The organism is Marihabitans asiaticum (assembly GCF_007828725.1).
GTDB lineage: Bacteria > Actinomycetota > Actinomycetes > Actinomycetales > Dermatophilaceae > Marihabitans > Marihabitans asiaticum.
In genome coordinates this window covers 533,031-555,922 of the sequence record NZ_VIUW01000002.1, presented here as the reverse complement: position 1 = coordinate 555,922, position 22,892 = coordinate 533,031, and the positions used below count along the sequence as shown (strand labels likewise).

20 protein-coding genes and 1 pseudogene are annotated in these 22,892 nt (G+C 71.5%); 3 read left to right on the top strand and 18 right to left on the bottom strand.

Annotation, left to right across the window (positions count from 1 at the left end; all coding sequences use genetic code 11):
* Nucleotides 1-208: 208 nt before the first annotated feature.
* A pseudogene (locus FB557_RS07150) lies at nt 209-403 on the bottom strand (phosphoglucomutase, alpha-D-glucose phosphate-specific); the annotation flags it as partial.
* 9 nt (nt 404-412) lie between these two features.
* Nucleotides 413-829 (bottom strand): MmcQ/YjbR family DNA-binding protein, encoded by a 417-nt coding sequence (locus FB557_RS07145; protein WP_144856910.1) that lies wholly within the window; start codon nt 827-829, stop codon nt 413-415.
* Between the two features lie 46 nt (nt 830-875).
* Between FB557_RS07145 and FB557_RS07140 the strand changes: the two genes are divergently transcribed.
* Complete coding sequence (locus FB557_RS07140) at nt 876-1,409, top strand: YbaK/EbsC family protein (protein WP_144856909.1); 534 nt, start codon at nt 876-878, stop codon at nt 1,407-1,409.
* 12 nt (nt 1,410-1,421) lie between these two features.
* On the opposite strand, the gene FB557_RS07135 is transcribed toward FB557_RS07140, so the two are convergent.
* On the bottom strand, nt 1,422-3,638 hold the full coding sequence (locus FB557_RS07135) for a DUF4185 domain-containing protein (protein WP_144856908.1): 2,217 nt from the start codon (nt 3,636-3,638) through the stop codon (nt 1,422-1,424).
* Between the two features lie 90 nt (nt 3,639-3,728).
* On the opposite strand from FB557_RS07135, the gene FB557_RS07130 reads away from it, so the two are divergent.
* Nucleotides 3,729-4,586 carry a transglutaminase-like domain-containing protein gene (locus FB557_RS07130; protein WP_246074528.1) on the top strand — a complete coding sequence of 286 codons (858 nt, stop codon included), beginning with the start codon at nt 3,729-3,731 and terminating at the stop codon, nt 4,584-4,586.
* A gap of 26 nt (nt 4,587-4,612) precedes the next feature.
* On the opposite strand, the gene purB is transcribed toward FB557_RS07130, so the two are convergent.
* Nucleotides 4,613-6,073, bottom strand: a complete 1,461-nt coding sequence (gene purB, locus FB557_RS07125; protein WP_144856907.1) for an adenylosuccinate lyase — start codon at nt 6,071-6,073, stop codon at nt 4,613-4,615.
* A gap of 292 nt (nt 6,074-6,365) precedes the next feature.
* On the opposite strand from purB, the gene FB557_RS07120 reads away from it, so the two are divergent.
* Nucleotides 6,366-7,412, top strand: coding sequence for a DUF2382 domain-containing protein (locus FB557_RS07120; RefSeq protein ID WP_144856906.1), 1,047 nt, complete (start codon nt 6,366-6,368; stop codon nt 7,410-7,412).
* 95 nt (nt 7,413-7,507) lie between these two features.
* Here FB557_RS07120 and FB557_RS07115 read toward each other — a convergent pair whose 3' ends face one another.
* From FB557_RS07115 to FB557_RS07050, 14 genes are all read right to left on the bottom strand, one after another.
* Nucleotides 7,508-8,014 (bottom strand): low molecular weight protein-tyrosine-phosphatase, encoded by a 507-nt coding sequence (locus FB557_RS07115; protein WP_144856905.1) that lies wholly within the window; start codon nt 8,012-8,014, stop codon nt 7,508-7,510.
* The gene (locus FB557_RS07110; RefSeq protein WP_170236225.1) at nt 8,011-9,048 is read right to left on the bottom strand and encodes a 2-dehydropantoate 2-reductase; all 1,038 of its coding nucleotides are present in this window, start codon (nt 9,046-9,048) and stop codon (nt 8,011-8,013) included. Before FB557_RS07110 ends, FB557_RS07115 begins: the two co-directional genes overlap by 4 nt.
* 2 nt (nt 9,049-9,050) lie before the next feature.
* Complete coding sequence (bsaP, locus tag FB557_RS07105) at nt 9,051-9,320, bottom strand: biotin synthase auxiliary protein BsaP (RefSeq protein WP_144856903.1); 270 nt, start codon at nt 9,318-9,320, stop codon at nt 9,051-9,053.
* A gap of 79 nt (nt 9,321-9,399) precedes the next feature.
* The gene (locus FB557_RS07100; RefSeq protein WP_144856902.1) at nt 9,400-10,128 is read right to left on the bottom strand and encodes an AIM24 family protein; all 729 of its coding nucleotides are present in this window, start codon (nt 10,126-10,128) and stop codon (nt 9,400-9,402) included.
* A 35-nt stretch (nt 10,129-10,163) separates the two neighbouring features.
* Nucleotides 10,164-12,500: an MMPL family transporter gene (locus tag FB557_RS07095; protein WP_144856901.1), complete on the bottom strand. Its 2,337-nt coding sequence runs from the start codon at nt 12,498-12,500 to the stop codon at nt 10,164-10,166.
* 76 nt (nt 12,501-12,576) lie between these two features.
* Nucleotides 12,577-13,161: a TetR/AcrR family transcriptional regulator gene (locus FB557_RS07090; RefSeq protein ID WP_144856900.1), complete on the bottom strand. Its 585-nt coding sequence runs from the start codon at nt 13,159-13,161 to the stop codon at nt 12,577-12,579.
* 67 nt (nt 13,162-13,228) lie between these two features.
* A complete protein-coding gene (locus FB557_RS07085; protein ID WP_144856899.1) occupies nt 13,229-14,077 on the bottom strand; it encodes a M56 family metallopeptidase in 849 nt (282 codons plus the stop codon).
* Nucleotides 14,074-14,490 (bottom strand): BlaI/MecI/CopY family transcriptional regulator, encoded by a 417-nt coding sequence (locus FB557_RS07080; protein ID WP_144856898.1) that lies wholly within the window; start codon nt 14,488-14,490, stop codon nt 14,074-14,076. Before FB557_RS07080 ends, FB557_RS07085 begins: the two co-directional genes overlap by 4 nt.
* 2 nt (nt 14,491-14,492) lie before the next feature.
* A complete protein-coding gene (gene cydC, locus FB557_RS07075; RefSeq protein ID WP_246074526.1) occupies nt 14,493-16,205 on the bottom strand; it encodes a thiol reductant ABC exporter subunit CydC in 1,713 nt (570 codons plus the stop codon).
* Nucleotides 16,202-17,836 (bottom strand): thiol reductant ABC exporter subunit CydD, encoded by a 1,635-nt coding sequence (cydD, locus tag FB557_RS07070; RefSeq protein ID WP_144856897.1) that lies wholly within the window; start codon nt 17,834-17,836, stop codon nt 16,202-16,204. Before cydD ends, cydC begins: the two co-directional genes overlap by 4 nt.
* 23 nt (nt 17,837-17,859) lie before the next feature.
* The gene (gene cydB / locus FB557_RS07065) at nt 17,860-18,924 is read right to left on the bottom strand and encodes a cytochrome d ubiquinol oxidase subunit II (protein ID WP_144856896.1); all 1,065 of its coding nucleotides are present in this window, start codon (nt 18,922-18,924) and stop codon (nt 17,860-17,862) included.
* 23 nt (nt 18,925-18,947) lie between these two features.
* Nucleotides 18,948-20,411 carry a cytochrome ubiquinol oxidase subunit I gene (locus FB557_RS07060; protein WP_144856895.1) on the bottom strand — a complete coding sequence of 488 codons (1,464 nt, stop codon included), beginning with the start codon at nt 20,409-20,411 and terminating at the stop codon, nt 18,948-18,950.
* A 303-nt stretch (nt 20,412-20,714) separates the two neighbouring features.
* Nucleotides 20,715-21,989: an MFS transporter gene (locus FB557_RS07055; protein WP_144856894.1), complete on the bottom strand. Its 1,275-nt coding sequence runs from the start codon at nt 21,987-21,989 to the stop codon at nt 20,715-20,717.
* 71 nt (nt 21,990-22,060) lie between these two features.
* Nucleotides 22,061-22,873: an amino acid ABC transporter ATP-binding protein gene (locus FB557_RS07050; protein WP_144857125.1), complete on the bottom strand. Its 813-nt coding sequence runs from the start codon at nt 22,871-22,873 to the stop codon at nt 22,061-22,063.
* Between the last annotated feature and the right edge of the window lie 19 nt (nt 22,874-22,892).

Below are 22,892 nucleotides of genomic sequence, written 5' to 3'. Positions count from 1 at the left end.
GGGGAGGCCGCCCCGCCAGACAACGGTGACTCGCGGGTACGACGACCATTGCTGTCCGATCGTGGTGATGGTGGCTCGATATCTCGGGAGGTCCTGGACCCCTGTGAGGGGCAACGGTCGTCGTACCCGCGCGTAAGGTCGTGCGCCATGAGCAGCGCAGCCGGCACCCTGACCTGGACCCCTGCCGCCGAGGCGACCGGCCTCCTCACCGGGTCGTCGCGAGGATGTGCGCCTCGTTGAAGGACGTCTTCAGCGAGCTGCCGCGATGCCCCGAGGTGCCGAAGGCGACCTGCTGGTCGACGTCGTCTGCGTTGGGCTGTTGCGTGTAGTAGGCCGTCACCAGGTGGGCGATGTCGACGAGGTCCTCGGGGCGTGCCTGCTGTCCGGCGCGGTTCTCGCTCATGCTCAGACGCTACTCGGCTCGTTCGCCGAGATGGGCTCGGGCCACGGTCCGCGGCGCCCGGCTCGCCCACGCCTCGACGATGATCCCGGCGAGCTCCTGGCGGGTCAGCCGGCCTAGGTCGCGCTCGCGAAGCAGCACCGCTCGGGGAGCGCGGTCGAAGTGCGGTGTCGTGAAGAACGGCGAGTCGTCGCCCACGAGGGCCAGCTTGTCCTCTGGGTCCGGCACGGAGATGACCATGACGTCGTCCATGAGTGTTCCGTCCGGTTCCACGGCATCCCGCTGCTCGCCGCGCCAGACGATGAAGCCCTTGCCCCGGACCAGGTAGGTCGGCCGGTCTCCCCACGAGGTGCCGAGCTCGACCTCGGGCAGGGCGCGGGCGATCGAGTGCACGTCCTCGAGGGTCGCCGGTCGGTGGTCCTGAGTCATGGACTCACGGTAGAGAGCAGCCCTGGCACGTGCATAGGGTCGGTCCATGAGCACCCCGGCCGACGGCAACCTCAGCTGGACCCCCGCCGGGGAGCGCCCCGACCTGCTCGCCGAGCCGGTCGCCGCCGGCCTCGCGATTGTCCCCTCGGCCCGGGTGGCCGAGATCGACCCGGACCTCGCGGACACGGCGGCCTTCTGCGAGGCCTACGACTCACCCCCTTCGCACTCGGCGAACTGCGTCGTCGTGGCCGGCAAGCGGGCGGGGGAGGTGCGCCACGCGGCGGTCCTCGTCCTGGCCACCGACCGCGCGGACATCAACGGCGTGGTGCGTCGCCACCTCGACGTCCGCAAGATCTCCTTCGCCCCGATGGAGCAGGCGGTCGAGCTGACCGGGATGGAGTACGGCGGCATCACCCCGGTCGGCCTGCCCGAGGACTGGCCCGTGCTCGTCGACGCGCGGGTGCTCGCCGCTGGTGATGTCGTCATCGGCTCCGGGGTGCGTACCAGCAAGCTCGTCGTCGCCGCGGCCGACCTCGCGGCGCTGCCCGGGGCCGTCGTGCTCGACCTCACGCTGGGCTGAGAGCGGTCTGGGTCAGTCGGGCAGCTCCACCCGGACGAAGTGGGGTCGGTACCGCCTCGGGTCGGCCGTCACCCGCTGCAGGTCGGTCTCGTTGGTGCTGTAGGAGGCCACGACCGTGCCCTCTTGCGGGAAGAGCTCGGGGTGCGCGAGCGGCATGTACCGCAGCTGGCTCGACGGCCCGTCGTCGATGCGCCGCACCGCCGCGCCACCGGACCACGGCCCGGTCGGGGAGTCGGCGGTCCACACGGTGATGTCCGAGCCGAGGAACTCGTTGCGCTTGCTCAGGGCGTACCACCGGCCGTCCCGTTCGAAGACGCTCAGCGTCTGCGACACCCCGTCCCTCGCCGCGATCAGCTCCCGGGCCGCGGACTCCTGCGCCGACCAACCTGACCCGTCCCAGTAGCGCCAGCGGCCCGGCTCCAGGAGGTCGTCGGGACGGACCCGGGCGACGCGAAGGGAGTACCCGAAGGCCTGGTCCGTGCCCGGGTTGGCCGTGCCGAAGACGTAGAGCCACCGGTCATCGCCCGACCCGGCGAGGGTGATCGCCGCACCCCACGTCGGGTGCTCGCGTCCGGTCCGGTCCGGGCCGATGTCCCGCTGCTCGATCAGCTGGGGCGTCTGCCCGACCGGGACGACGAAGACGGCGACGGAGAGCCCGAGGTTCTCGAAGTCGAACGCCTCGGTCCCGGTCGTGCGCACCCGCTGGGTGGTGACGTAGAGCAGGTCGTAGCCGGCACGCGGCACGACCACCGTCGACATCGGCCAGTAGCCGACGTGCCGCCCGCCGTCGCCAGAGCGGTCGGGGATGAGCGCACCGCCGCCGTCCGGCACGACGGCCTGGATGCACTCGTCGTCGGTGAGCAGCATCGAGTTGCGCACGAATCCGGTGCCCCGCCGGCCGTCCTGCAGGGTGTCGCCGAAGAGCCAGGCCCGCCGGCCGTCCTGCAGCTGGGCACTCGCCCCGACATCACCGCCGCGGAACTGGTCGGTCCCTCGGAGCGAGGCGATCCGGTTGAGGTCGTCGACGTCGCGCACCGCGCCGGTCGAGACGCACTCGGTGGTCGCCGCGAGCAGCGGTCGGGCGCTCGCGCCGGCGACCTCGCGGTCGGGCACGAGCACGGCGACGGCGACGAGCGCGGCGGTGAGCGGGGCGACGAGAGCCACCACCCGCAGTCGCCAGGACGCGGCACCCGCGTGACTCCGACTCACGGCGTCCGCCGGGATGGACCGCCGGGCGCGCGCCGCGCGTGAGACCCACACGAGCAGCATCGCGCTGGCCAGCCACACGAGGACACGTGCCAGGGCACCGAGGTTCAGCTCGGCGCGTACGGCCGCAGTCTTCGCCGCGTCCAGCCCGGCGCCCGGGATGCCGGCGCCACCGAGGGTGCGCCACGGCTCGTCCACGAGGTAACGGTCGAGCCCGGTGAGGACCGGCACCGCCGTCGCGAAGAAGGTCGCGACCGCCAGGCCCAGACCGGCCCATCCGAAGAGCGCCTCCAGCGCTACCGTCGTGGCCGCGGCTGTGGCAGCGAGCAGGCCGCCGAGAAGGGTGGCCGCGGGCGTCCCGCCGAGCGTGATCGCGCCGACCGCCCCGCCGAGCACCACGGCCGCCGACCCCACGGCCAAGGTGCGCAGCACCCCCCTTCGTCGATCGCGCGCGACCGGGCCGAAGAGCAGGCTGGCCACGACGGCCAGCCCGAACCCAGTGACGCAGGTCAGCACCACCGCTAGCCGAGCCGACGGTCCGACGTCCCCGGTCGAGGTCTGGGTCGGGGCGGTCTGCACGGCGAGCTCGCGGCCGAGGGAGCGCGCGATCTCGCGGACCTGGTCGGTCACTGCCGAGGACAGTGCCGGCGAGCTGTCGGGGGCGAGGTAGAGGGTGTCCCGCGGCTGATCGGGGTCAACGAGGATCGCCAGCCGTGCGTCACCGTCCTCGACAGCCGCGCGTGCCTGGTCCGCCGTGTCGACCGACCGGAGGTCGAAGGGGTGCCCCGGCAGGCCGTCGTACTGCCGGGCGATGGCCTCGGCGACCACTGGGTCGCCGGCGGCGACCACGGCGGGGACGTCGCGCGGGTGCAGCCGGTCGGCGTCGGTGACCGCGAGGTAGGCCCACGAGAGCTGGACAAGGACCGCGAGGGCGAGGAGGAGGGTGACGACCGGGGGTGCGAGGTCGCGTAGGGCTGGCGCCGACGGGCGAGGGGTGCGGGGTCGCCGCGACGGCGGGGTCATGCGTGCCTCCTCACCGTCGCTCCCAGGTCAGGCTAGTCCGCCCTGAACACGGTTTTGACCAGTGCCGATGGCTAGGGGATCGTTCTGTGCATGACACAGACCTCGCCGGACTCATCGAGCGACGCGACCGCGATGACCGCGAAGGTCGGGACCACCTTCGCCTACGGCACGACCAACGTCGACGCGGCCCTGCTCTCCTTCGCCGTCTCCGACGCGCACGTCATCGTCGACGAGCGGGTGCTCGTCCACGCGGCGGGCAAGGAGATCACTCCCACCGAGCTGCGCGGTGACCACGGCACCCGGCTGCACCTCGTCGAAGGGGTGGGTAGCGGCTGGCTCGAGGTCACCTACGAGGCGACCGTGGAGATCACCCGCCCGACCGACATCCCGAGCGGGCTGGGCGTCGAGTACGACCAGTGGGTCTACATGCGGCCGAGCCGTTACGCCGAGTCCGACCGGCTCGCGCCGCTGGCTGCCCGGAACTTCGGCGGCCTGACGGGGATGGACCTCATCAACGGCGTCGGCGAGTACGTCCACAAGCACTTCGCGTACATCTCCGGCAGCTCGCGCGGCACCGACGGGGCCGTCGACACGGTGCTCGCCGGGCAGGGGGTGTGCCGCGACTACGCGCATGTCGTCATCGCGATGCTCCGGGGCATGGGCACCCCGGCCCGCCTGGTCTCGGTCTACGCGCCGGGGCTGGAGCCGATGGACTTCCACGCGGTGGCCGAGGCGTGGGTCGACGGGGCGTGGCACATCGTCGACGCCACCCAGCTCGCGCCACGGGAGTCGCTGGTGCGCATCGCGACGGGGCGTGACGCGGCCGACACGGCCTTCCTCACGACCCACAACGGTCTCACCACCTTCAACCGGCAGCGGGTCCACGCCGCGCTCGTCGAGGGCGACCTGCCCGCCGACGACTACTCACAGGGTGTGCGCCTGGCCTGACGGCCCCCCTTCGGCAAGGGATTGGGTCAGGCCGGCCCTACGCCGGTGGGGTCCTCGGTGCGCTCTACCCCACCGCTGCGCGCTAGATGGTCGACGAGCGTGGGAGCCAGTCCGACGTAGGTGGCCGGCGTGAGGGTGGCGAGCCGCTCCTGCACCTCTGGCGGCAGGCCGAGACCGCGGACGAAGTCGACCAGCTCGCTCTGGCCGATCCGTCGGCCGCGGGTGAGCTCCTTGAGGCGCTCGTAGGGAGCCTCCATGCGGGGGACGCCGCGGGCGCCGAGCGCGCGCATCGCAGACTGGACCGGCTCGCCGAGGACCTCCCAGTTGGCGTCGAGGTCGGCGGCCATCGCCTCCGGCGCGGCGTCGAGCCCGGCCAGCCCGCGGCGGACGTTGTCCAGGGCGAGCAGCGAGTGGCCCAGCGCCGTGCCGATGTTGCGCTGCATGGAGGAGTCGGTGAGGTCGCGCTGCAGGCGGGACTGGACGAGGGTGGTGGCGAGGACGTCGAGCAGGGCGTTGCTCACCTCGAGGTTGGCCTCGGCGTTCTCGAACCGGATCGGGTTGACCTTGTGCGGCATGGTGCTGCTGCCCACGCTGCCCTGACCGCGGACCTGGGCGAAGTAGCCCAGCGAGATGTAGGACCAGATGTCGGTGCAGAGGTTGTGCAGCACCCGGTTGAACCGCGCGATGTCGGCGTAGAGCTCGGCCTGCCAGTCGTGGCTCTCGATCTGCGTCGTCAGGGGGTTCCAGGTCAGGCCGAGATGCTCGACGAAGGTCCGGCTGACCTGCTGCCAGTCCGCGTCCGGTACGGCCGCGAGGTGCGCCCCGTAGGTGCCCGTGGCGCCGTTGAGCTTGCCAAGGTACTCGGCCCCGGCGACCCGGCGCAGCTGCCGGCCCAGCCGGTGGGCCAGGACCGCAAGCTCCTTGCCCATGGTCGTCGGGGTGGCCGGCTGACCGTGGGTGTGCGCCAGCAACGGCACCTCGCGGAGGTCGTCGGCCATGTCGGCGAGCTGGCCGACGAGGTCGCGCGCCGCGGACAGCCACACCTGGTCGACGGCTCCCTTGACCATCAGCGCGTAGGAGAGGTTGTTGATGTCCTCGCTCGTGCAGCAGAAGTGGATCAGCTCGGCCAGCCCGCGGTCCTCCTCCGCCGGGGCGATCTGCTGGAGCCGTGCCTTGAGGAAGTACTCGACCGCCTTGACGTCGTGCTGGGTGACCTTCTCGGTCGCGGCTATCTCTTCGATCTCGTCCGGGCCGAAGGTCTCGACGACCTCCCGAAGCGCGGTCTGCTCCTGCGCGCTCAGGCGGCGGACCCCGGGCACGACCTCGTGCTCGGTGAGGTGGATCAGCCACTCGACCTCGACATGGGTGCGCATCCGATTCAGCGCAGGCTCGGAGAGATGGTCCACGAGCGGGGCGATGACCGGACGGTATCGGCCGTCCAGGGCGCCCAGGGCGATGGGTGGGGTCGCGTCGGCGAGGGACTGCATGCGTGCCATCTTGGCAGGCCCGGCCGAGCGGACACCGACTGGACCGTTGTGGCACGGGCCTGGTCAGGTCGAGCACCGAGTGACCAGAGGGACGGACGTGGCGATATGCCCTCTGACCTGCGGTTTCTTTACCGTACGCTTACCTTGTTATCTCACCGTTACCCCTGCCCATGGGCCTACGTTGCGAGGTAGGGCTGACAGACCAGTCCGGTCGGACATGCCGTCGGCACCGCGCCGAGGCACCGGCTCCACCGACCGCCGTGCGCGGTGGGATGACGAAGGAGCATGCAGCATGACGTTGAACATCGAGCAGGTTCAGGGCGGGACCGTCTACGACTCCGACGGTGACAAGGTCGGGTCGGTCGGTCAGATCTACCTCGACGACACGACCGGTGAGCCCAACTGGGTCACCGTCAACACCGGCCTCTTCGGGACCAAGGAGACCTTCGTCCCGCTCGACGGTGCGCGCGTCGAGGACGACGAGATCCACGTCCCCCACGACAAGGGCACCATCAAGGACGCGCCCCAGGTCGATGCGGACGGCCACATCGACGAGGAGCAGGAGGCCGAGCTCTACCGCTACTACGGCGTCGAGGACCGGCGTGGCTTCGCCGGCGACCGCGACGGCGGTCGTGCAGGTGCGGCCGGTGGCGCTGCCGGGGCGGCTGGCGCGGCTGCCGGAACCCGTGACGGCGGCGCCGACCGGGGTGCCGATGGCGGCGCGGACGGTGGCGCGGAGTTCGCTGCCGACGGTCACGCCGACCGGGGCGCCGATGGCGGCGCGGACGGTGGCGCGGAGTTCGCTGCCGACGGTCACGCGGACCGGGGCGCCGATGGCGGCGCCGACGGTGGCGCGGGCGACCTCGACGGCGACTCCTCGGTGGTGCGCCACGAGGAGGAGCTGCGGGTCGGCACGGAGAAGGTCGAGACCGGCCGGGTCCGCCTACGCAAGCACGTCGTGACCGACACCGAGACGGTCCAGGTGCCCGTGGAGCGCGAGGAGGTCGAGATCGTCCGCGAGCCGATCGCCGACGGCGAGACCGGCGGTGACCTCGGAGACGGTGATGTCGAGGTGACCCTCACCGAGGAGCGCCCGGTGGTCGAGAAGGAGGTCGTGGCCAAGGAGCGCGTCGGCCTCGACAAGGAGACCGTCACCGAGAACCGCGACGTCCAGGCCGAGGTCGGTCGCGAGGAGGTCGAGATCGAGCGCGACGGCGACCGCGGTGACGTCGACCGCTCCGGCTGGAGCGACGCCGACTACGAGCGTGAGGGCTACACCCGAGGCGACGACGGTGGCTGGCTCGACCGCGACGGCAAGCGGGTCGACGACCGGCGCTGATCAGTCAGGACACGCGAAGGGAGTGGACCATCAGGTCCACTCCCTTCGTCGTTCACCGACGCCCCGGTCGTCCTCCGATGCCGTGGTCGGCGCGGTCAGTGGCTCAGCTGGTCCCGCACGTGCTCGACGACGCCGTCCGCGGCGCCGACCACCTCGGCGTAGGTGGTCTCGAAGCTGTCGTCGTCGCCGTACCAGGGGTCGTCCATCCCCTGCTCCGCCTCGGGAACCCCAGCCGGGTCGAAGGAGCGCAGCATCGCCACCTTGTCCCGGTCCTTCGGGGTCGGTGCGAGGCGACGCAGGGTGCTGTAGTGGCCGTGATCGGCGGCGAGCACGAGGTCACGCTCGGCGAACCAGGACCTCTCGAAGACCCGCGCGCGATGGGCATCGAGGTCCGGCCCGTCGACCCCGTGCCCGCGCAGCGCCGCCAGGGTGCGCGGATCGGCGGGGTTGCCGACCTCCCAGGCGGTGGTGCCCGCGGAGTCGATCTCCACCTGGTCGGCCAGGCCCGCGTCCTCGAACCGGCGGCGCAGGATCAGCTCGGCCATCGGGGAGCGGCAGATGTTGCCCGTGCAGACGACGCAGATGCGGTAGGGAGTGCTCACAACCCCACCTCAGCACGAAGCTCCGGCCCGGTCCAGCGGCGCTGCTCAGCGCCGGCGGCGGCGCGGATCTCGCAGTCCACGACGAGCTGCACCACCCGCTCGCAGACCGGTGTCGGGACGTCGTAGTGCTCGCCGAAGGCGACCACGACCCCCTGGAGCTCGTCGATCTCGGTCCGCCCACCGCGATCGAGGTCGTCCGCCATGGAGCTGCGGGCCCCGGCAGAGACCGTGAGCGTTGTCCGGGCCAGCGCCGAGAAGACCGGGGTAGGGGTGCGCAGGACGTGCGGCATCAGCTCGGCCGGGATCGCGCCCAGTCGGGCGGGAGAGACCCCGGCGGCGCGGCTGACGCGCAGCGCCTCCTGCTGGCAGGCGGCGAGCACGAGCCGGAGGTCGCGGTCCTTCAGCTGGCGGCGCAGCGGCAGCCCCGACAGCGCATTGACGGCGTTGTTGAGGTTGAGCAGCAGCTTGGCCATGAGTACGGCGCGCATGTCGGGGTGGAGCTCGACGTTCAACCCGCTGCGGCGGGCCAGCCGGGCGAAGGGGTCGGACCTCGGGTGGTCCTTGATCGTCACCCCGCCGCTCGTCGTCGCGGCATAGACGCCCGGCTCCTCCTCGACGACGTTGTGGTGGACGACGCCGGGGAGCACGAGCGGGCGGGAGGCCCTGCTCGGGAAGGCGTCCTGCAGCCCCTCCTCGATGACCTGGGCGTTGCGGATGCCGTTCTGCAAGGAGACGACGAGGGTGTCGGTGACGACGTGCGGACCGAGCTGGGCCGCGGTGGCCGGGTTGTCGGTCGCCTTGGTCGTGACGAGGACGACGTCCGCGCCCGCCGCAGCAGTCATCTCGGTGTCGGCGACGAGCCGGTCGGGCCCGGCGTGCGCCCGGGTGCCGTCCAGGCGGATCGCGGTCAGGCCGCGGGACCGGGCGGCTTCGACCACGGGCGCGCGGGCGACGAGGGAGACCTCGGCGACCGAGGCGAGATGGGCGGCGAGGTAGCAGCCGATCTTGCCCGCGCCGACGATCGCGACGCGCACGCTCAGCGCTCGAGCGTCCCGGTGGTCTGCCCGTGCTTCTTGCACACGGCGCTCCACCGGTCCCCGTCGACGGTGACGTCCAGCTCACGGCGGCACGAGGTGCAGTACGTGGGGGCCTCGCCGCCACGCTCGCGCTGGCACTGGCCGTGGGAGACCTTCTGCTGCGAGCGCCCGCAGTGCTCGCAGTAGGTCGCCGTCATGACGGCAGGGATCGCCCCGAGGGTGTCCGGGTCCGGGTAGGACGTGTCGGCTGCGTAAGGAAGCTCGCTCATCCTGGCCTTTCCGTGAGAGTGGTCTGGGCGTCAGGGTACGACGCTGGGCCGGTGCTCGCGTGCAGCGCCGGGTGTGGCCTCAACCACCGAGCAGGTCGCCGAGGCCGCCGCTGGACCGGCCGGAGGAGGACCCGTGGCCCCCGTCGGTGACCGACTCGGCCGGCTGGACCAGCACCCTGCCCTGACCGCCGAAGGCCATCTGCAGCATCTCACCGGTCCCACCGCGGACCATGGACTTCAGGCCGCCGCTGTCGACCCGGATGTCCATGGTCACCCCGGCGGTCCACATGACCACCGCCTGCGCGTCACCGTAGGTGGGCGCTCCCGCGACATCGAGGGCGACCGGATCCCCCTTCGTCGTGATCGCGACGTACCCGGAGCCCCGTAGCGAGACGTTGTAGAGGCCCCCGGTCATCGCGGCCCCACGCGCCTGCAGGCGGTGGATGTCCCACTGGATCGAGTCCGAGAAGGCGAGGACGTTCTGTCCGTTGACCGAGATCATGTCGTTCTCCAGGTACATGATCTGCACCTCGGCCGCGTCGTCGGCGACGAAGAGGTCACCGCTGCCGGTGCAGCGCATCATCTTCACGCCCTCGCCGGTCGCGGCGGACTTGAGCAGCTTGCCCAGCCCACCGGAGCCGGTGTTCTCGAAGCGGATGTCGCCCTGGTAGGCGACCATCGAGCCGGCCTTGGCCCACACGGGCCCGTAGCCCATGAGGATCTTGAGGAGCTTCTTGTTCTGCAGGGAGAACTGGTCGGTGCTGCTCTCCTCCTCGAACTGCGTGAAGAGATTTCCGTGGATCGCCATGGCAGCAGCCTATGGCGAGCGAAGGGAGTTTGTGCTCACTTCGCGTGCCGCGGGACGTGGCGTCCCTTGGTCTCGCCTTCGGCGGGGCTCTCCTTCTCGCTGCCCTCGCGGGCCAGCGACTCGCCCTCGACGTCGACGTCGGGCAGGACCCGGTCCAGCCAGCGCGGCAGCCACCACGCCCGGTCGCCCATGAGGTACATCACCGCGGGGATGAAGACCTGGCGGACGAGGAAGGCGTCGAAGAAGACCGCGACCGCGAGCGCGAAGCCGATGGACTTCACCAGCGTGTCGTCCTGGAGCATGAACGCCGCGAAGACCGAGATCATGATCGCCGCCGCCGCGGTGACCACACGGGACCCGAAGCGGAACCCGTCGACCACGGCGTCGGTGGCTGTGTCGCCGTGGACGTAGGCCTCACGCATCCGGGTGACGAGGAAGACCTGGTAGTCCATCGCCAGCCCGAAGACGATCCCGACGATGAGCATCGGGAGGAAGCTCATGAGCGGTGCGGGCTCGACAAGGCCGAAGAGCCCCTCCTGGAAGACGAGGACGGTCGCGCCGAGCGTGGCCAGGACCGACCCGAGGAACCCGATGGTCGCCGTGAGCGGCACGAGGATCGAGCGGAAGACCATCATGAGCAGCAGGAAGGCGAGCCCGACGACGATCGCGAGGTAGGGCACGAGCGCCCCGAGCAGACGGTCCGAGACGTCGGTCTGGATGGCGGTCAGGCCGGTCACGCCGACGGTGGTCCCGGTGCGCTGCTCGATGTCTGCCTGCCCGTCCCGCAGGGTCGTGAGCAGCTCCTCGGTGGCCTCGTCCGCCGCCCCCGTGGTCGGGGTGACGAGCAGCTGGGCGCCGGTGCCCTCCTCGTTGACCTGGGCGACCTGGGCGTTGGCGACGCCGTCCTGCTCGGCTGCCCACTGGGTGACGACGCCAAAGGCCTGCGCCGCGGTCTGCGGGTTCTCGTCCGCGATCTCGCGGGCGTCGACGACGACGAGGAAGGGGGCCTGCCGCCCTTCGCCGAATCCCTCGGTCACGAGGTCGGCCGCCTTGCGCATCGTCGTGTCCGGCTCGGCCGTGCTGTCCGTCGGCAGCGCGAGGTGGATGTCCTTGGCCGGGACCGCGAGGGCGCCCAGGCCGAGCACCACGGCGAGGGCGACGAGCAGCGGCGCGCGCTGGAGCCACCGGGCCCAGCGGACGCCGTTGTTGACGACCTCACCCTCGGTGATCATGTGGTCCTTGCGGACCCGGCCGGCGAAGGCCTTGCCCCCCAGCATCCCCATGAAGGCGGGGAGGAGGGTGAGGGCGACGAGGACCGCGACGAGCACCGTGCCGGCGGCGGCCAGACCCATCGAGGTGAGGAAGGAGATCCGCACCACCGCGAAGGCGGAGAGCGCGATGATCACCGTGAGCCCGGCGAAGACGACCGCCGAGCCGGCGCGGCCGACGGCGAGCCCGATCGCCTCCTCGCGGTCGGCGTGGCGCAGCTCCGCGCGGTAGCGCGAGAGGATGAAGAGCGAGTAGTCGATGCCGACGGCCAGGCCGAGCATCGTCGCGAGGATCGGCGTGGTGGTGCCGATGTCGGTGAAGATCGTTGCGATCGAGACGCCCATGATGCCGATGCCGACCCCGACGAGGGCGGTGAGGATCGGCATCCCTGCCGCGACGAGCGAGCCGAAGGTCAGCACGAGCACGAGCAGGGCGAAGGCGATGCCGATGAGCTCGCTCGTGCCGCCGGTCTCGGGGATGCCCTGCATCGCGCTGCCGTTGGCCTCTGCCTGCAGGCCCGCGTCGCGGGCCGTCTCCAGCGCCGCCTTGAACTCCTCGCGGGTGGACTCCTCGACGTCGACGACGCTGTCCACGTCGAAGGTGAAGGTCATCGTGCCGATCCGGCCGTCCTCGCTGAGCGGGGAGATCGCCTTGAGGTTCTGCTGGACGGCCTCCGGCGGGGTGCCGTTCTCCTGTGCCGCCTCCTGCAGCTGCTTCTCCAGCCCGGCCGCGGCCTGGGTCGGGGGCACGAGCTGGGTCTGCGCAGTCTGCTCGTCCAGCTGAGGGAGCTGGCGCAGCTCGCCGATGAGGGCCTGAACGGCCTCCTGGTTCTCCGGGTCGCTGAGCTTCTCGCCCTCCGGTGCGGCGACGACGACGGTGGCGCTGGCCTCCTCGAGCGCGTCGCCCGAGCCGGGGAAGAGCTCGTTCTGCAGGTCCTGCGCCTGCTCCGACGGGATGCCGGGGATGGTGAACTTGTCGACCATCGGCTTGCTCTGGGTGGCCGCGATGGCGCCGAGGCCGACGATCAACGCGAGCCAGACGGCGAAGACGACCGGCCAGCGCCGGTAGGCGGTCTTGCCGAGGCGGTAGAGGGCGTGAGCCATGGGGTGCTCCTGGGATCAGGGGTGGGCGGGTGTCGCGGGGGACTCCGTCGTCGCCCGGGGATGAGTGCGAAGGGGGTCAGCTCGGCGCTGCGACGACCTCGTCGAGGAGGGGGAGCAGCGCCCGGAGGCGGTCGGTCAGGCGGGTGTCGGCGTCCTCGCCGAGGGTCTCGACGCTGGCGTGCCGGACGAGGATGAGGGTGAGGTCGAGGGCCAGCCGGATGGCCTCCGGGGTCGCGTGCGGGCGGCCCAGGCTCTGGTCCACGGTCTCCTCGAGGACCTCTTCGAGGCCGGCGATGCCCGCCTGGGCGAGGGCGGGCTCGCAGAGGAGGATCTGCTGGCAGCGGCGCAGGTCGGCCGGTGCCGGCTCGCTCGTGGCGATCGCGGTGATGGCCAGGTGTACCGCGTCGTGGAGGAGGCGCCCGGTCGGGCCGCCGCTACGGAACTCGGCAAGCGCCGCGTCGTCGATCGTCGGGCGTGGGCCGAGGACGGCATGCTCCTTGGACTCGACGTGGTTGAAGAGGGTGCGCCGGGAGACCCCGACCCGCTCGGCGAGCTCCTCGAGGGTCCAGCCCTGGTAGCCACGCTCGAGGGTGAGCTCCTGCGCGGCTCGGAAGATCGCGGTCGAACGATCGACCCGCCTCCGGGCTGCACTCTCGGTCATGGAGTGCAGAATTGCACGATGGTCGCCCGCGTGCAAAATTGCGAGCTCGCGGCGGACCCTCGAGGGATCAGCCGGTGAGGAGGACGGTCAGCAGGGGCAGGGCGACGACGAGGACGGTCGCGGCGTAGACGCAGGGGACCTGCCAGCGGGGAGCAGGCGGCGCGGCGAGGAGGTTCATCCGGGCGGTGACGTGGGCGATGTCGGCCGCTCCCATCATCGCCTGAGGGGTGTGCGCGCCCGAGAGGCGGACCAGGGCGCGAGCAAGGGGCACGTCGCCCGCGTGCCCTCGAGCGGCGCGGTCGGCGAGGACCTCGATGAGCAGGCGCACCTCACGCAGCGCCCGACGCGAGCGCAGCCACGGGGGTGCGCTGCGGTGGCTCACCGTGAAGTACTCCAGCAGCAGGTCGTGACGCTCGCCGAGGTGGGCGCGCTCGTGCGCCAGCACGGCCGCGAGCTCGTCCTCGGCGAGCTGCTCGAGGACCCCCGTCGAGAGGACCACGCGGCGACGACGGCCCGGGACGCAGTACGCGGTGGGTGTGGGATGGCTGAGCACGGTGAGCCGCCCGGACTGCTCGTCACCGACGAGGTCCAGCAGCTCCTCGTGCGTGCGTCTGGCCCGGCGGAGGTGGCTCCCGATGAGGTGCCCGTTGACGAGCACCATCGCCAGGGACAGCCCGCTGACCGCGAGGGCCACGTACGCGGCAGCGACGTCGACCCCGGCCCGGTCGAGGGGCCAGATCGACACGGCGGCCACCGGGCCCGCGGCGATGACGCACACCGTCCCGACGAACGCCGTGGCCTGCCAGAGCATCAGGGTGGGCCGCGGGGAGCGGCGCAGCGCGGGGAGCCCGCTGAGCACGCGGGGTGCGCCCCCGATGAGCAGCAGCCCGAGGAAGGTGAGGGCCAGCGCGGTCACGAGCTGGGCGTGGCGCCGTGCTCTCCCGCGGCGCGCACCTCGACGGCGTCCAGCGCGGCCCGCAGGCTGGCCAGCTCATCCTCGGTGGCGTCCTCGATGAAGTGCAGGATCGCCGAGGTGCGCTGCTCCTGATCGAGCTCGCCCAGCGGGTCCCGCATCGCCTCCGCGGTGAGCTGCTGGCGGGTCGTCGTGGTGCGGTAGCGCCAGGCGCGGCCGTCGCGGGTGCGCTCCAGGGTGCCCTTCTCCGCCAGGCGGGACAGGACGGTCATCACGGTGGTGTAGGCGAGCGGGCGCTTGGTCTGGAGGCGGTCGAGGACCTCGCGGACGGTCAGTCCCTTCGCGGCTGGGTCGTCCCATATGACATCCATGACGGATCGCTCCAGGGAGCCGAGGGACGAGCGGGAGTTCGGCATGGCTAGGCCACCTTCTCTCGGGTGAGGTCGACGACGCGGTCGACCTGCTCAGCACCCACCCCGTGGTGGGTGACGATGACGACGGTGCGCCCGGATGCGGCGGTGAGCAGGTCGTGGATGACCGCCTGGGCGGTGGGGTGGTCGAGATGGGCTCCCGGCTCGTCCAAGAGCAGGACGGGGCGCTGGGAGAGCAGGGCGCGGGCGACGGCGAGGCGGGCCCGCTCGCCGCCTGAGATCCCGTGACCACCGGTCCCGATCCGGGTGTCCAGCCCGTCGGGGAGGGCCTGCAGCCAGTCGGCGAGACCGGCCCGGCGAAGGGAGGTGAGCAGGACCTCGTCGGAGGGTCCGGTCGACGCGGGCTCGGCGTCGGGGTCGGGGGAGGTGGACCCGGCGTCGGACGGGGGTGGCCCGGCGGCGAGGAGCAGGTTGTTGCGCAGCGTGGAGGCGAAGACGTGCGGCTCGTCGTCGACGACGGCGAAGAGCGAGCGGACGGCGTGCGCCGGGAGCTCACGGGCATCGCGTCCGTCGACGAGGTAGGAGCCAGAGGTCAGCTCGAGGTGGCGGGCGAGGACGCTGAGCAGCGTGGTCTTGCCGCTGCCGTTGGGTCCGACGAGCGCGACGTGCTCGCCCGGCTCGAGCACGAGATCGACGGGTCCGACGGCAGGACGCCCCTCGCTCCACCGCGCCACCGCCTGCTCGAGCTGCAGCGCAGGGGTGCGCCCGCTGCGCACCAGGGCGTGCGCCGCATCCTCGTCGACGTCGTGGTCGACCACCGCAGGCTCCTGGGCCAGGAGGGTGTCGAGACGGTCCTGCCCGGCGGTGGCGCGAGCAAGCGCCCGGGTCGCGTCGGTGAGCACCCCGAGGATCTCCCCGGTGGCGACCGGGGCGAGCACGAGCAGCGCCTGGACCGGGCTCGAGACCCCGGAGCCGACCGCGAGATAGGCGGAGGCGACGGTGGCTCCGACGGTGGTCAGCAGCACCCCGCCGCTGACCAGGGCCCGACCCTGGGACTGCTCGAGCAGCCGCCCCCGCAGCTCGTCGTGCGCATCGTCCAGCCAGCGCAGCGCCGCGTCCTGACCACCGACTGCCTGGAGCTCGCCCGCGTGCCGCGCGGTGAGGTGTCCGACCCGCACCACCTCGGAGCGCGCGGCGAGCACCCGCGCCTGACTCCGGGACTCCAGCCGGTAGCAGAGGGCGACGAGCGCGGCGCAGACGAGCAGCATCGCGGCGAGGACCGCCCCGACCGCGGGGACGAGGCTCGCGGTGAGGGTCGTGGCCACCGCTCCGGCGGCGAGCGCGCCGAGGACCGGGACGGTGAAACGCACCGGTGCCTCGGTGACGTCGGTCAGGTCGTCGACCACTCCGGTGAGCAGGTCGGCTCGGCCCCGTCGGCCGAGCCGGGCCGGGGTGAGTGGCACCAGGTCGGCGTAGGTCTGCGCCCGGCGCCGCGCGAGCACGTCGAGCGCGGCGTCGTGGCTGCGGACCCGCTCGAAGTAGCGGAAAACCGGCCGCCCGAGGCCGAAGGTGCGCACCCCGACGATGGCGGTGAGCAGGAGGAGGATCTGGGGGCGCTGGTCGGCCCGGACGATGAGCCAGCCGGAGGTGGTGGTGAGCGCCACCCCGGAGGCGGCGGCCGCGCCGGCGAGCAGGCCAGCGACGATGATCCTTGGGCTGATGCCGAGGACGCGCCGGTCGGTCGAGGATGTCGTGCTCACGCGGGCTCCCCGCTGGCTGCGGCCGTGCTCACGGAGGTCGCCGACCGGCCGGTCCGGTCCGCGCCGAGGTGCACATGGTGGTCGGCGAGGGTGACGAGCTCGCTGCGGTGGGTCACGGCGATCACTGTCCTCGTCTCGCACAGGGTGCGCAGCGCCTCGTGGACGGCGGCGGCCCCGTCGTCGTCGAGGTGGGCGGTGGGCTCGTCGAGGAGGACCACGGAGGCTCCGGAGAGCACCGCCCGGGCGAGCACGAGGCGGGCGCGCTGCCCGGCGGAGAAGCCGAAGCCGTCGTCGCCGACCGCGGTGTACAGGCCCTGCGGCAGGCTCGCGACGAAGCCTTCCAGCTGGACGACCCGCAGGGCCTCCCAGACCGAGGCGTCGTCGGCGTCGTTGCCCAGGGTGAGGTTGTCTCGCAGCGTCGTCGCGCCGAAGAACGGGCGCTGGGTCACGAGATGGCACGCCGGCGCATCGACCGTCCCCGCAGACGGCGTGCGCAGACCGGCGAGCAGCTCGAGCAGAGTCGTCTTGCCGACACCCGAGGGGCCGGTGATCGCGGTCAAGCCGCTCCCGAGGCGCAGCGAGACCCCGTCGAGGACGGCCCGCTGACCTGCGGGGTAGGTGTAGCCGAGGTCGGTCGCGACGACCCGGCCGGGCTCACCCCCCTTCGCCCGGCGTTGTCCCATCGGGTCACCGGGCTCGGAGGAGATCTCGTCGAGGATCGACTGGACGGCCTGCGCGCCGTCGGCGGCGGAGTGGAACTCGGCCCCGACCCGCCGGATCGGCCAGTAGGCCTCCGGCGCGAGGAGGATCGCGATCATGCCGACCCACAGGTCCATCTGGCCGTGGGTGAGGCGCAGGCCGACGAGGACGGCGACGATGGCGACCGAGATCGTCGCGAGCAGCTCGAGAGCCGCCGAGGACATGAAGGCCAGGCGCAGGGTCCGCACGGTGGCCCGGCGGTGCCGCTGGCTCACCCGCTCGATGGTCGCGACCTGGCGCTCGCCGCGGCCGTAGGAGACGAGCGTGGGCAGCCCGGCCATGACGTCGAGGAAGTGCCCGGAGAGGTCGCTCAGGGCCCGCCAGCGCCGATCGGTGTCGGCCTGCGTGGTCATGCCGATGAGCGCCGCGAAGAGGGGGAGCAGCGGCAGGGTGAGGACGACGACGAGGGCGCTCGGCCAGTCCAGGACGAGGAGGCAGAGGATAGCCAGCGGCGGCACGACCGCCGCGGCGACGAGGGTCGGCAGGTACTTCGCCACGTACGGCTCGACGCTGGCGGCGCCCTGGGCGGAGAGGGTGAGCGCCTCGTCCGGGTCGGGGCGCTGCTCGGCGGGTCGGCTCAGCCAGGTGCGGAGCAGCTCGGCCCGCAGGTCCGTGCTGACCCGGGCACCGGCCCAGGCCGCCACCCGCTCGGTGGTCCAGGACAGGACGGCGCGAAGGGCGAAGGCGCCGGCCGTCGCGACGGCCGGCCAGGTGAGGTCGGAGCCGCGCACCGCGGAGACCACGAGGGTGGTCAGCGCGAAGGCCGAGGCGATCGTCGCCAGACCGCCGAGGGCCCCCAACGCCCCCAGGACCGCCACCGGGCGCCGCGTCTGCGGCACCTGGCGGAGGAGTCTGAGGTCGAAGGGGGCCATCGGTGCAGGTGGTCCGGGCCGGGTCAGGCGTTGACCTCGACCGGGGTGGCGATGTGCTCGGTGGAGATCCGCTTGCGGAAGACCCAGTAGCTCCACACCGTGTAGATGAGCATGATCGGCGTGAAGACCAGCGCCGCGCCGGTCATGATCTTCAGCGTGAGCGGCGAGCTGGCGGCAGCCTCGAGGGTCAGCGCCGGGTCCTCGCCCCGACCGTTGATCGCGTTGGGGAAGAGCATGAGGAAGTACGTGGCGACCGCGAAGAGGATCGTCAGCGACGTCCCGACGAACGCCTTGCCCTCGGCGTCCTTGAGGTTGAAGAAGATCGCGGCCAGCAGCGCCCCGGCGGCCAGGACCGTGGTGATCCAGGACCAGATGCTGCCGTGCATGATGCCCAGCCACAGCAGGAGCAGCACGGCGAGCACGGCGGCGGCGACGCCCGCCTTGGTGGCCAGGGCTCGGGCCTCATGCCGGATGGCGCCCTCGGTCTTCAGCGCGACGAAGTGCGCGCCGTGCACGAGGCACAGCACGGTGATCGTGATGCCGCCGAGCAGGCTCACCGGGTTGAGCAGGCTGAAGAGGTTGCCCGTGAACTCGGTGTAGGCGGTCTGCCCGGACATGTGCTCCTCCATCGGCATGCCGTAGACCAGGTTGGTCAGGCCGGTGCCGACGAGCAGGGGCGCGGCGATCGAGCCGAAGATGATGGCGGCGTCCCACCTTGTGCGCCACGACTCGGAGTCCCGCTTGTACCGGTACTCGAAGCCCATGTTCCGCACGATGAGGGCGACGAGGATGAGCAGCAGGGCGAGGTACATGCCGGAGAACATCGTGGCGTACCAGTGCGGGAAGGCGGCGAAGGTGGCGCCACCGGCGGTGAGCAGCCACACCTCGTTGCCGTCCCAGTGCGGGCCGATCGTCGTGAGCAGCACGCGGCGCTTCTTCTCCTGCTCCTGCGCCTCGGGTGCCGGCCCTCGCTTGGTGCCGCCGAGGACCGGGACGAGCATGCCCACCCCGAAGTCGAAGCCTTCGAGGACGAGGTAGCCGGTCCACAGGACGGCGAGGAGGATGAACCAGAAGGTGACGAGATCCATGATGAGTACCTGGTCCTTGCCTGTCAGTAGGAGAAGGCGAGCTTGTCGTCGTCCTCGAGGAGCTGGGGCTCCTCGAACGGCTCCGCGCCCTTCTTGATGTAGTCGAGGAAGAGCTTGACCTCGACGACCGCGAGCACCCCGTAGAGCAGGGTGTAGACGATCATCGAGATCCACACGTCGGTGGCGCCGACCGACGGCGACACTCCCTGAGCGGTGGTCATCTCACCGAAGACCACCCACGGCTGGCGGCCGATCTCGGTGAAGATCCAGCCGAAGCTGTGGCCGAGGACGACGGAGATTGGGGCCAGGACCAGCAGCGGCTTCCACCACCCCTGGAGCGGCATCTCGGCCTTCTTGCGGGTGAACCACAGCACGAGCAGGGCGATGCCCGCGGTGAGGAAGCCGGCGCCCATCATGAGCCGGAAGTTCCAGTACGACATCGCGATCGGCGGGATGTAGGTGTCGGACTGGGTGAGCTCGTTGTCGGCGAACTTCGCCCGGTACTCGTTCTCGATCTCGACCATGCCTTGGACCTGGCCGTCCCAGGCGCCGGTGCCCAGGTAGGAGAGCAGGCAGGGGATCTCGATGATGTGCTGGGGGTTCTCACCACCGAGGCCAGCGACGGTGAGCACCGAGAAGGGTGCGCACTCACCGTCTGGCGGGGTGTCGTAGAGCGCCTCGGCCGCGGCCATCTTCATGGGCTGCACCTCGGTCATGATCTTGCCCTGGATGTCGCCGGTGATGACGACGGCGAGGGCGCTGATCAGGGTGACGACCGCGCCGAGACGGGCCGAGCGCCGCCACATCGGCACCTCGTCGGGGCCGCCGACGCCGTCGTAGGTCGCGGCCTGCCCTCGGTGGGCCTGGCGCATCTTGTGGAAGGCGATGGCCATGACGAAGGCCCCGCCGACCATGTAGCTGGCGGTGATGACGTGCGGGAAGGTCACCAGCTGGACCTTGTTGGTCAGCACGGCGATGAAGTCGGCCATCTCGGCGCGGCCGGTCTCGGGGTTGAACCGGTAGCCGACGGGGTTCTGCATGAAGGAGTTGGCCGCGAGGATGAAGTAGGCCGAGAGCACGGTGCCGATGTGCACCAGCCAGATGCTGGCGACGTGCAGCTTCTCCGGGAGCTTGCCCCAGCCGAAGATCCACAGACCGAGGAAGGTCGACTCCAGGAAGAAGGCGAGGAGCGCCTCGAAGGCCAGCGGCGCGCCGAAGATGTCACCGACGAACCGGCTGTAGGAGCTCCAGTTCATCCCGAACTGGAACTCCTGGACGATCCCGGTGACCAGGCCGAGGGCGAAGTTGATCGTGAAGAGCTTGCCGAAGAACTTCGCCAGGCGCATGTCCTCGGGGTTGCGCTTGATCAGCCACCGGGTGTGGAACCACGCCACCAGCGCGGACATGCCGATGGTGATCGGCACGAAGAAGAAGTGGTACACGGTGGTGATGGCGAACTGCCACCGTGCAAGGTCCAGGACGTCCATCGGCACTCCTGCGAGACGGGCCAGCGATTACGACGACACACTACGAGCCTCGGTAGTACTAACCAACGTAGGCCCCCCTAACGAGACCCCCCTCACGCCCGGCCGCCGCTGGGCGGCGCGGCCCACCCTTCGCCCCTGCCCAAGCCGTCCCCCTTCGCAGATCCCCGGGGAACCTCAGACCAACGGCCACCTCTTCCCAAAATGCTGCTGGCAGCACGTCGATGAACTGGCAGCATGTCGAGCTGCGGCTGGCTCATCAGGATGCTGTTGGCAGCATCTTGGGCGAAGGGGGAGGAACGGGCCTCATCCCCGTGCGCCGGCGAGCGGGACCCGGTAGCGGACGAAGGGGGTGCCCGGCCGGGCCAGCGCGAGGGTCAGCACGACGACGAGGAGCCCGCCGAGGGCCGTGGTCGGACCGGCCCCGAGGGTGGGGGAGGCCGCCCCGTGCAGGACGTCCGCCACACGCGGACCCCCCGCGACGACCACGAGGAAGACACCCTGGATCCGCCCGCGCATCGCGTCGGTCGCCGCGCTCTGCATCATCGCGGTGCGGAAGGCCGCGCTGGCGATGTCGGCTGCGCCTCCGAGGACGAAGAACGCTGCCGCGACCCACAGCAGCGCACCGGCCGACCCCCCGGCCGCGGTGACCGCCACGCCCATCCCGACCATCGCCAGTCCCCAGGCGACGATCGCGCCGGCCACGGCGACCCCGTGCCGCTCGACCCGCGACACCCAGCCGGAGAAGACACCGCCGAGGAAGGCGCCCACGGGCATGGCGGCGTACAGGACAGCGAAGGCCAGCCCCCCTTCGTCCGGCCCGCCGAAGTCCACGTGCGCCATCTCCGGCACGAGGGCCCGCGGCATGCCGAAGACCATCGCGACGAGGTCGAGCATGAAGGACATGAGCAGCACCGGATGCCCGCGCAGGTAGACCAGGCCGTCCCACACCGAGCGCAGACCGGGGGACGAAGGGGGAGAGCCCGCCGCCCGCTCCACCGGGATCGCCGGCAGGGTGATGACCGCCCAGAGGGTGGCGAAGAGGGTCACCGTGTCGAGCAGGTACAGCCAGGAGTAGCCGAGCACCGGGATGAGCGCGCCGCCGAGGAGCGGACCCGCGATCGCGCCCGCCATGAAGACGGTCATGCTCAGCGAGCTGGCCGCCGCGAGATGCTCGGCCGGGACGAGGCGGGGGATGATCGCGCCGCGCGTCGGCTGGCCGACGGCGAAGAAGGCCTGCTGGATCGAGTAGACCGCGAGCAGGAGCCACACGTTGCCGTTCCCGGCGAAGGCCAGGGCGGCGAGCGCAGCCGAGCTGAGGATCAGGCCGAGGGTGGCGACGCCGAGCAGGGTGCGCCGGTCCATGTGGTCGGCCAGCGAGCCGCCCCACAGGCCGAAGACGAGCAGCGGGACCAGGCCGAAGAGACCGGTCAGCCCCACGTAGGCCGACGACCCTGTGATGCCGTAGATCTGCGCGGGGACGGCGACGACGGTCAGCTGCGCCCCGACGACGGTGATCGCCTGGGCGGTGAAGAGGCGCCGGAACTCGGGGATCCGTAGCGGCCGGGTGTCTGCCAGCATCCCCCTCACCCGTCGCACCGGGTGAGGCTACGCCCTGCCCCGCTCCCGAGGACGCGAAGGGGGAGTGCGGGTCAGACGAGGTCGGCGGCCGCCTTGGCCACCTGCTCGTGCTCGCTGCGCAGGCGGGAGAGGAAGGCCTGGGTGCGCTTGTGCGACGGGCTGTTGATCACCTCGGCCGGGTCTCCCTGCTCGACGACGACCCCACCGTCCATGAAGACGACCCGGTCGGCGACGTCGCGGGCGAAGGCCATCTCGTGGGTGACGACGATCATCGTCGTGCCCTGCGCGGCGAGGTCGCGCATCACCTGCAGCACCTCGCCGACGAGCTCGGGGTCCAGCGCCGACGTCGGCTCGTCGAAGAGCATGAGCTTGGGCTGCATCGCCAGCGCCCGGGCGATCGCCACCCGCTGCTGCTGGCCACCGGAGAGCTGGCCGGGGTAGGCCGAGCTCTTGTCGCCCAGGCCCACCGTCTCGAGCAGGCCCATCGCCTCCTCGCGCATCTGACCCTTGGGCCGCCGCTGCACCTTGACCGGGCCCTCCATGACGTTCTCCAACGCCGTCATGTGGGGGAAGAGGTTGAACCGCTGGAAGACCATGCCGATCTCACGCCGCTGAGCCGCGATCTCCTTGTTTTTCAGGCGGTAGAGACGGCGACCCCCCTTCGTGTTCTTCTCCCGGTACCCCGCGAGCTCGCCGTCGATCCAGATCCGACCCCCCTGGATCGTCTCGAGCTGGTTGATGCACCGCAGGAAGGTCGTCTTGCCCGAGCCGGACGGCCCGAGCAGGCAGACGACCTCACCGGCGTGGACGTCGACGTCGATGCCCTTGAGCACCTCGACCGACCCGAAGGACTTGTGCACGTTGACGGCATGGACGAGCGGCATGCCGCCGCTGGCAGATGAG

Coding starts and splice junctions, on each gene's coding strand:
- FB557_RS07145 (WP_144856910.1), bottom strand. CDS start 829: ATGACTCAGGACCACCGACCGGCGACCCTCGAGGACGTGCACTCGATC.
- FB557_RS07140 (WP_144856909.1), top strand. CDS start 876: ATGAGCACCCCGGCCGACGGCAACCTCAGCTGGACCCCCGCCGGGGAG.
- FB557_RS07135 (WP_144856908.1), bottom strand. CDS start 3,638: ATGACCCCGCCGTCGCGGCGACCCCGCACCCCTCGCCCGTCGGCGCCA.
- FB557_RS07130 (WP_246074528.1), top strand. CDS start 3,729: ATGACACAGACCTCGCCGGACTCATCGAGCGACGCGACCGCGATGACC.
- purB (WP_144856907.1), bottom strand. CDS start 6,073: ATGCAGTCCCTCGCCGACGCGACCCCACCCATCGCCCTGGGCGCCCTG.
- FB557_RS07120 (WP_144856906.1), top strand. CDS start 6,366: ATGACGTTGAACATCGAGCAGGTTCAGGGCGGGACCGTCTACGACTCC.
- bsaP (WP_144856903.1), bottom strand. CDS start 9,320: ATGAGCGAGCTTCCTTACGCAGCCGACACGTCCTACCCGGACCCGGAC.
- FB557_RS07100 (WP_144856902.1), bottom strand. CDS start 10,128: ATGGCGATCCACGGAAATCTCTTCACGCAGTTCGAGGAGGAGAGCAGC.
- FB557_RS07095 (WP_144856901.1), bottom strand. CDS start 12,500: ATGGCTCACGCCCTCTACCGCCTCGGCAAGACCGCCTACCGGCGCTGG.
- FB557_RS07090 (WP_144856900.1), bottom strand. CDS start 13,161: ATGACCGAGAGTGCAGCCCGGAGGCGGGTCGATCGTTCGACCGCGATC.
- FB557_RS07080 (WP_144856898.1), bottom strand. CDS start 14,490: ATGCCGAACTCCCGCTCGTCCCTCGGCTCCCTGGAGCGATCCGTCATG.
- cydD (WP_144856897.1), bottom strand. CDS start 17,836: ATGGCCCCCTTCGACCTCAGACTCCTCCGCCAGGTGCCGCAGACGCGG.
- cydB (WP_144856896.1), bottom strand. CDS start 18,924: ATGGATCTCGTCACCTTCTGGTTCATCCTCCTCGCCGTCCTGTGGACC.
- FB557_RS07060 (WP_144856895.1), bottom strand. CDS start 20,411: ATGGACGTCCTGGACCTTGCACGGTGGCAGTTCGCCATCACCACCGTG.
- FB557_RS07055 (WP_144856894.1), bottom strand. CDS start 21,989: ATGCTGGCAGACACCCGGCCGCTACGGATCCCCGAGTTCCGGCGCCTC.
- FB557_RS07050 (WP_144857125.1), bottom strand. CDS start 22,873: ATGCCGCTCGTCCATGCCGTCAACGTGCACAAGTCCTTCGGGTCGGTC.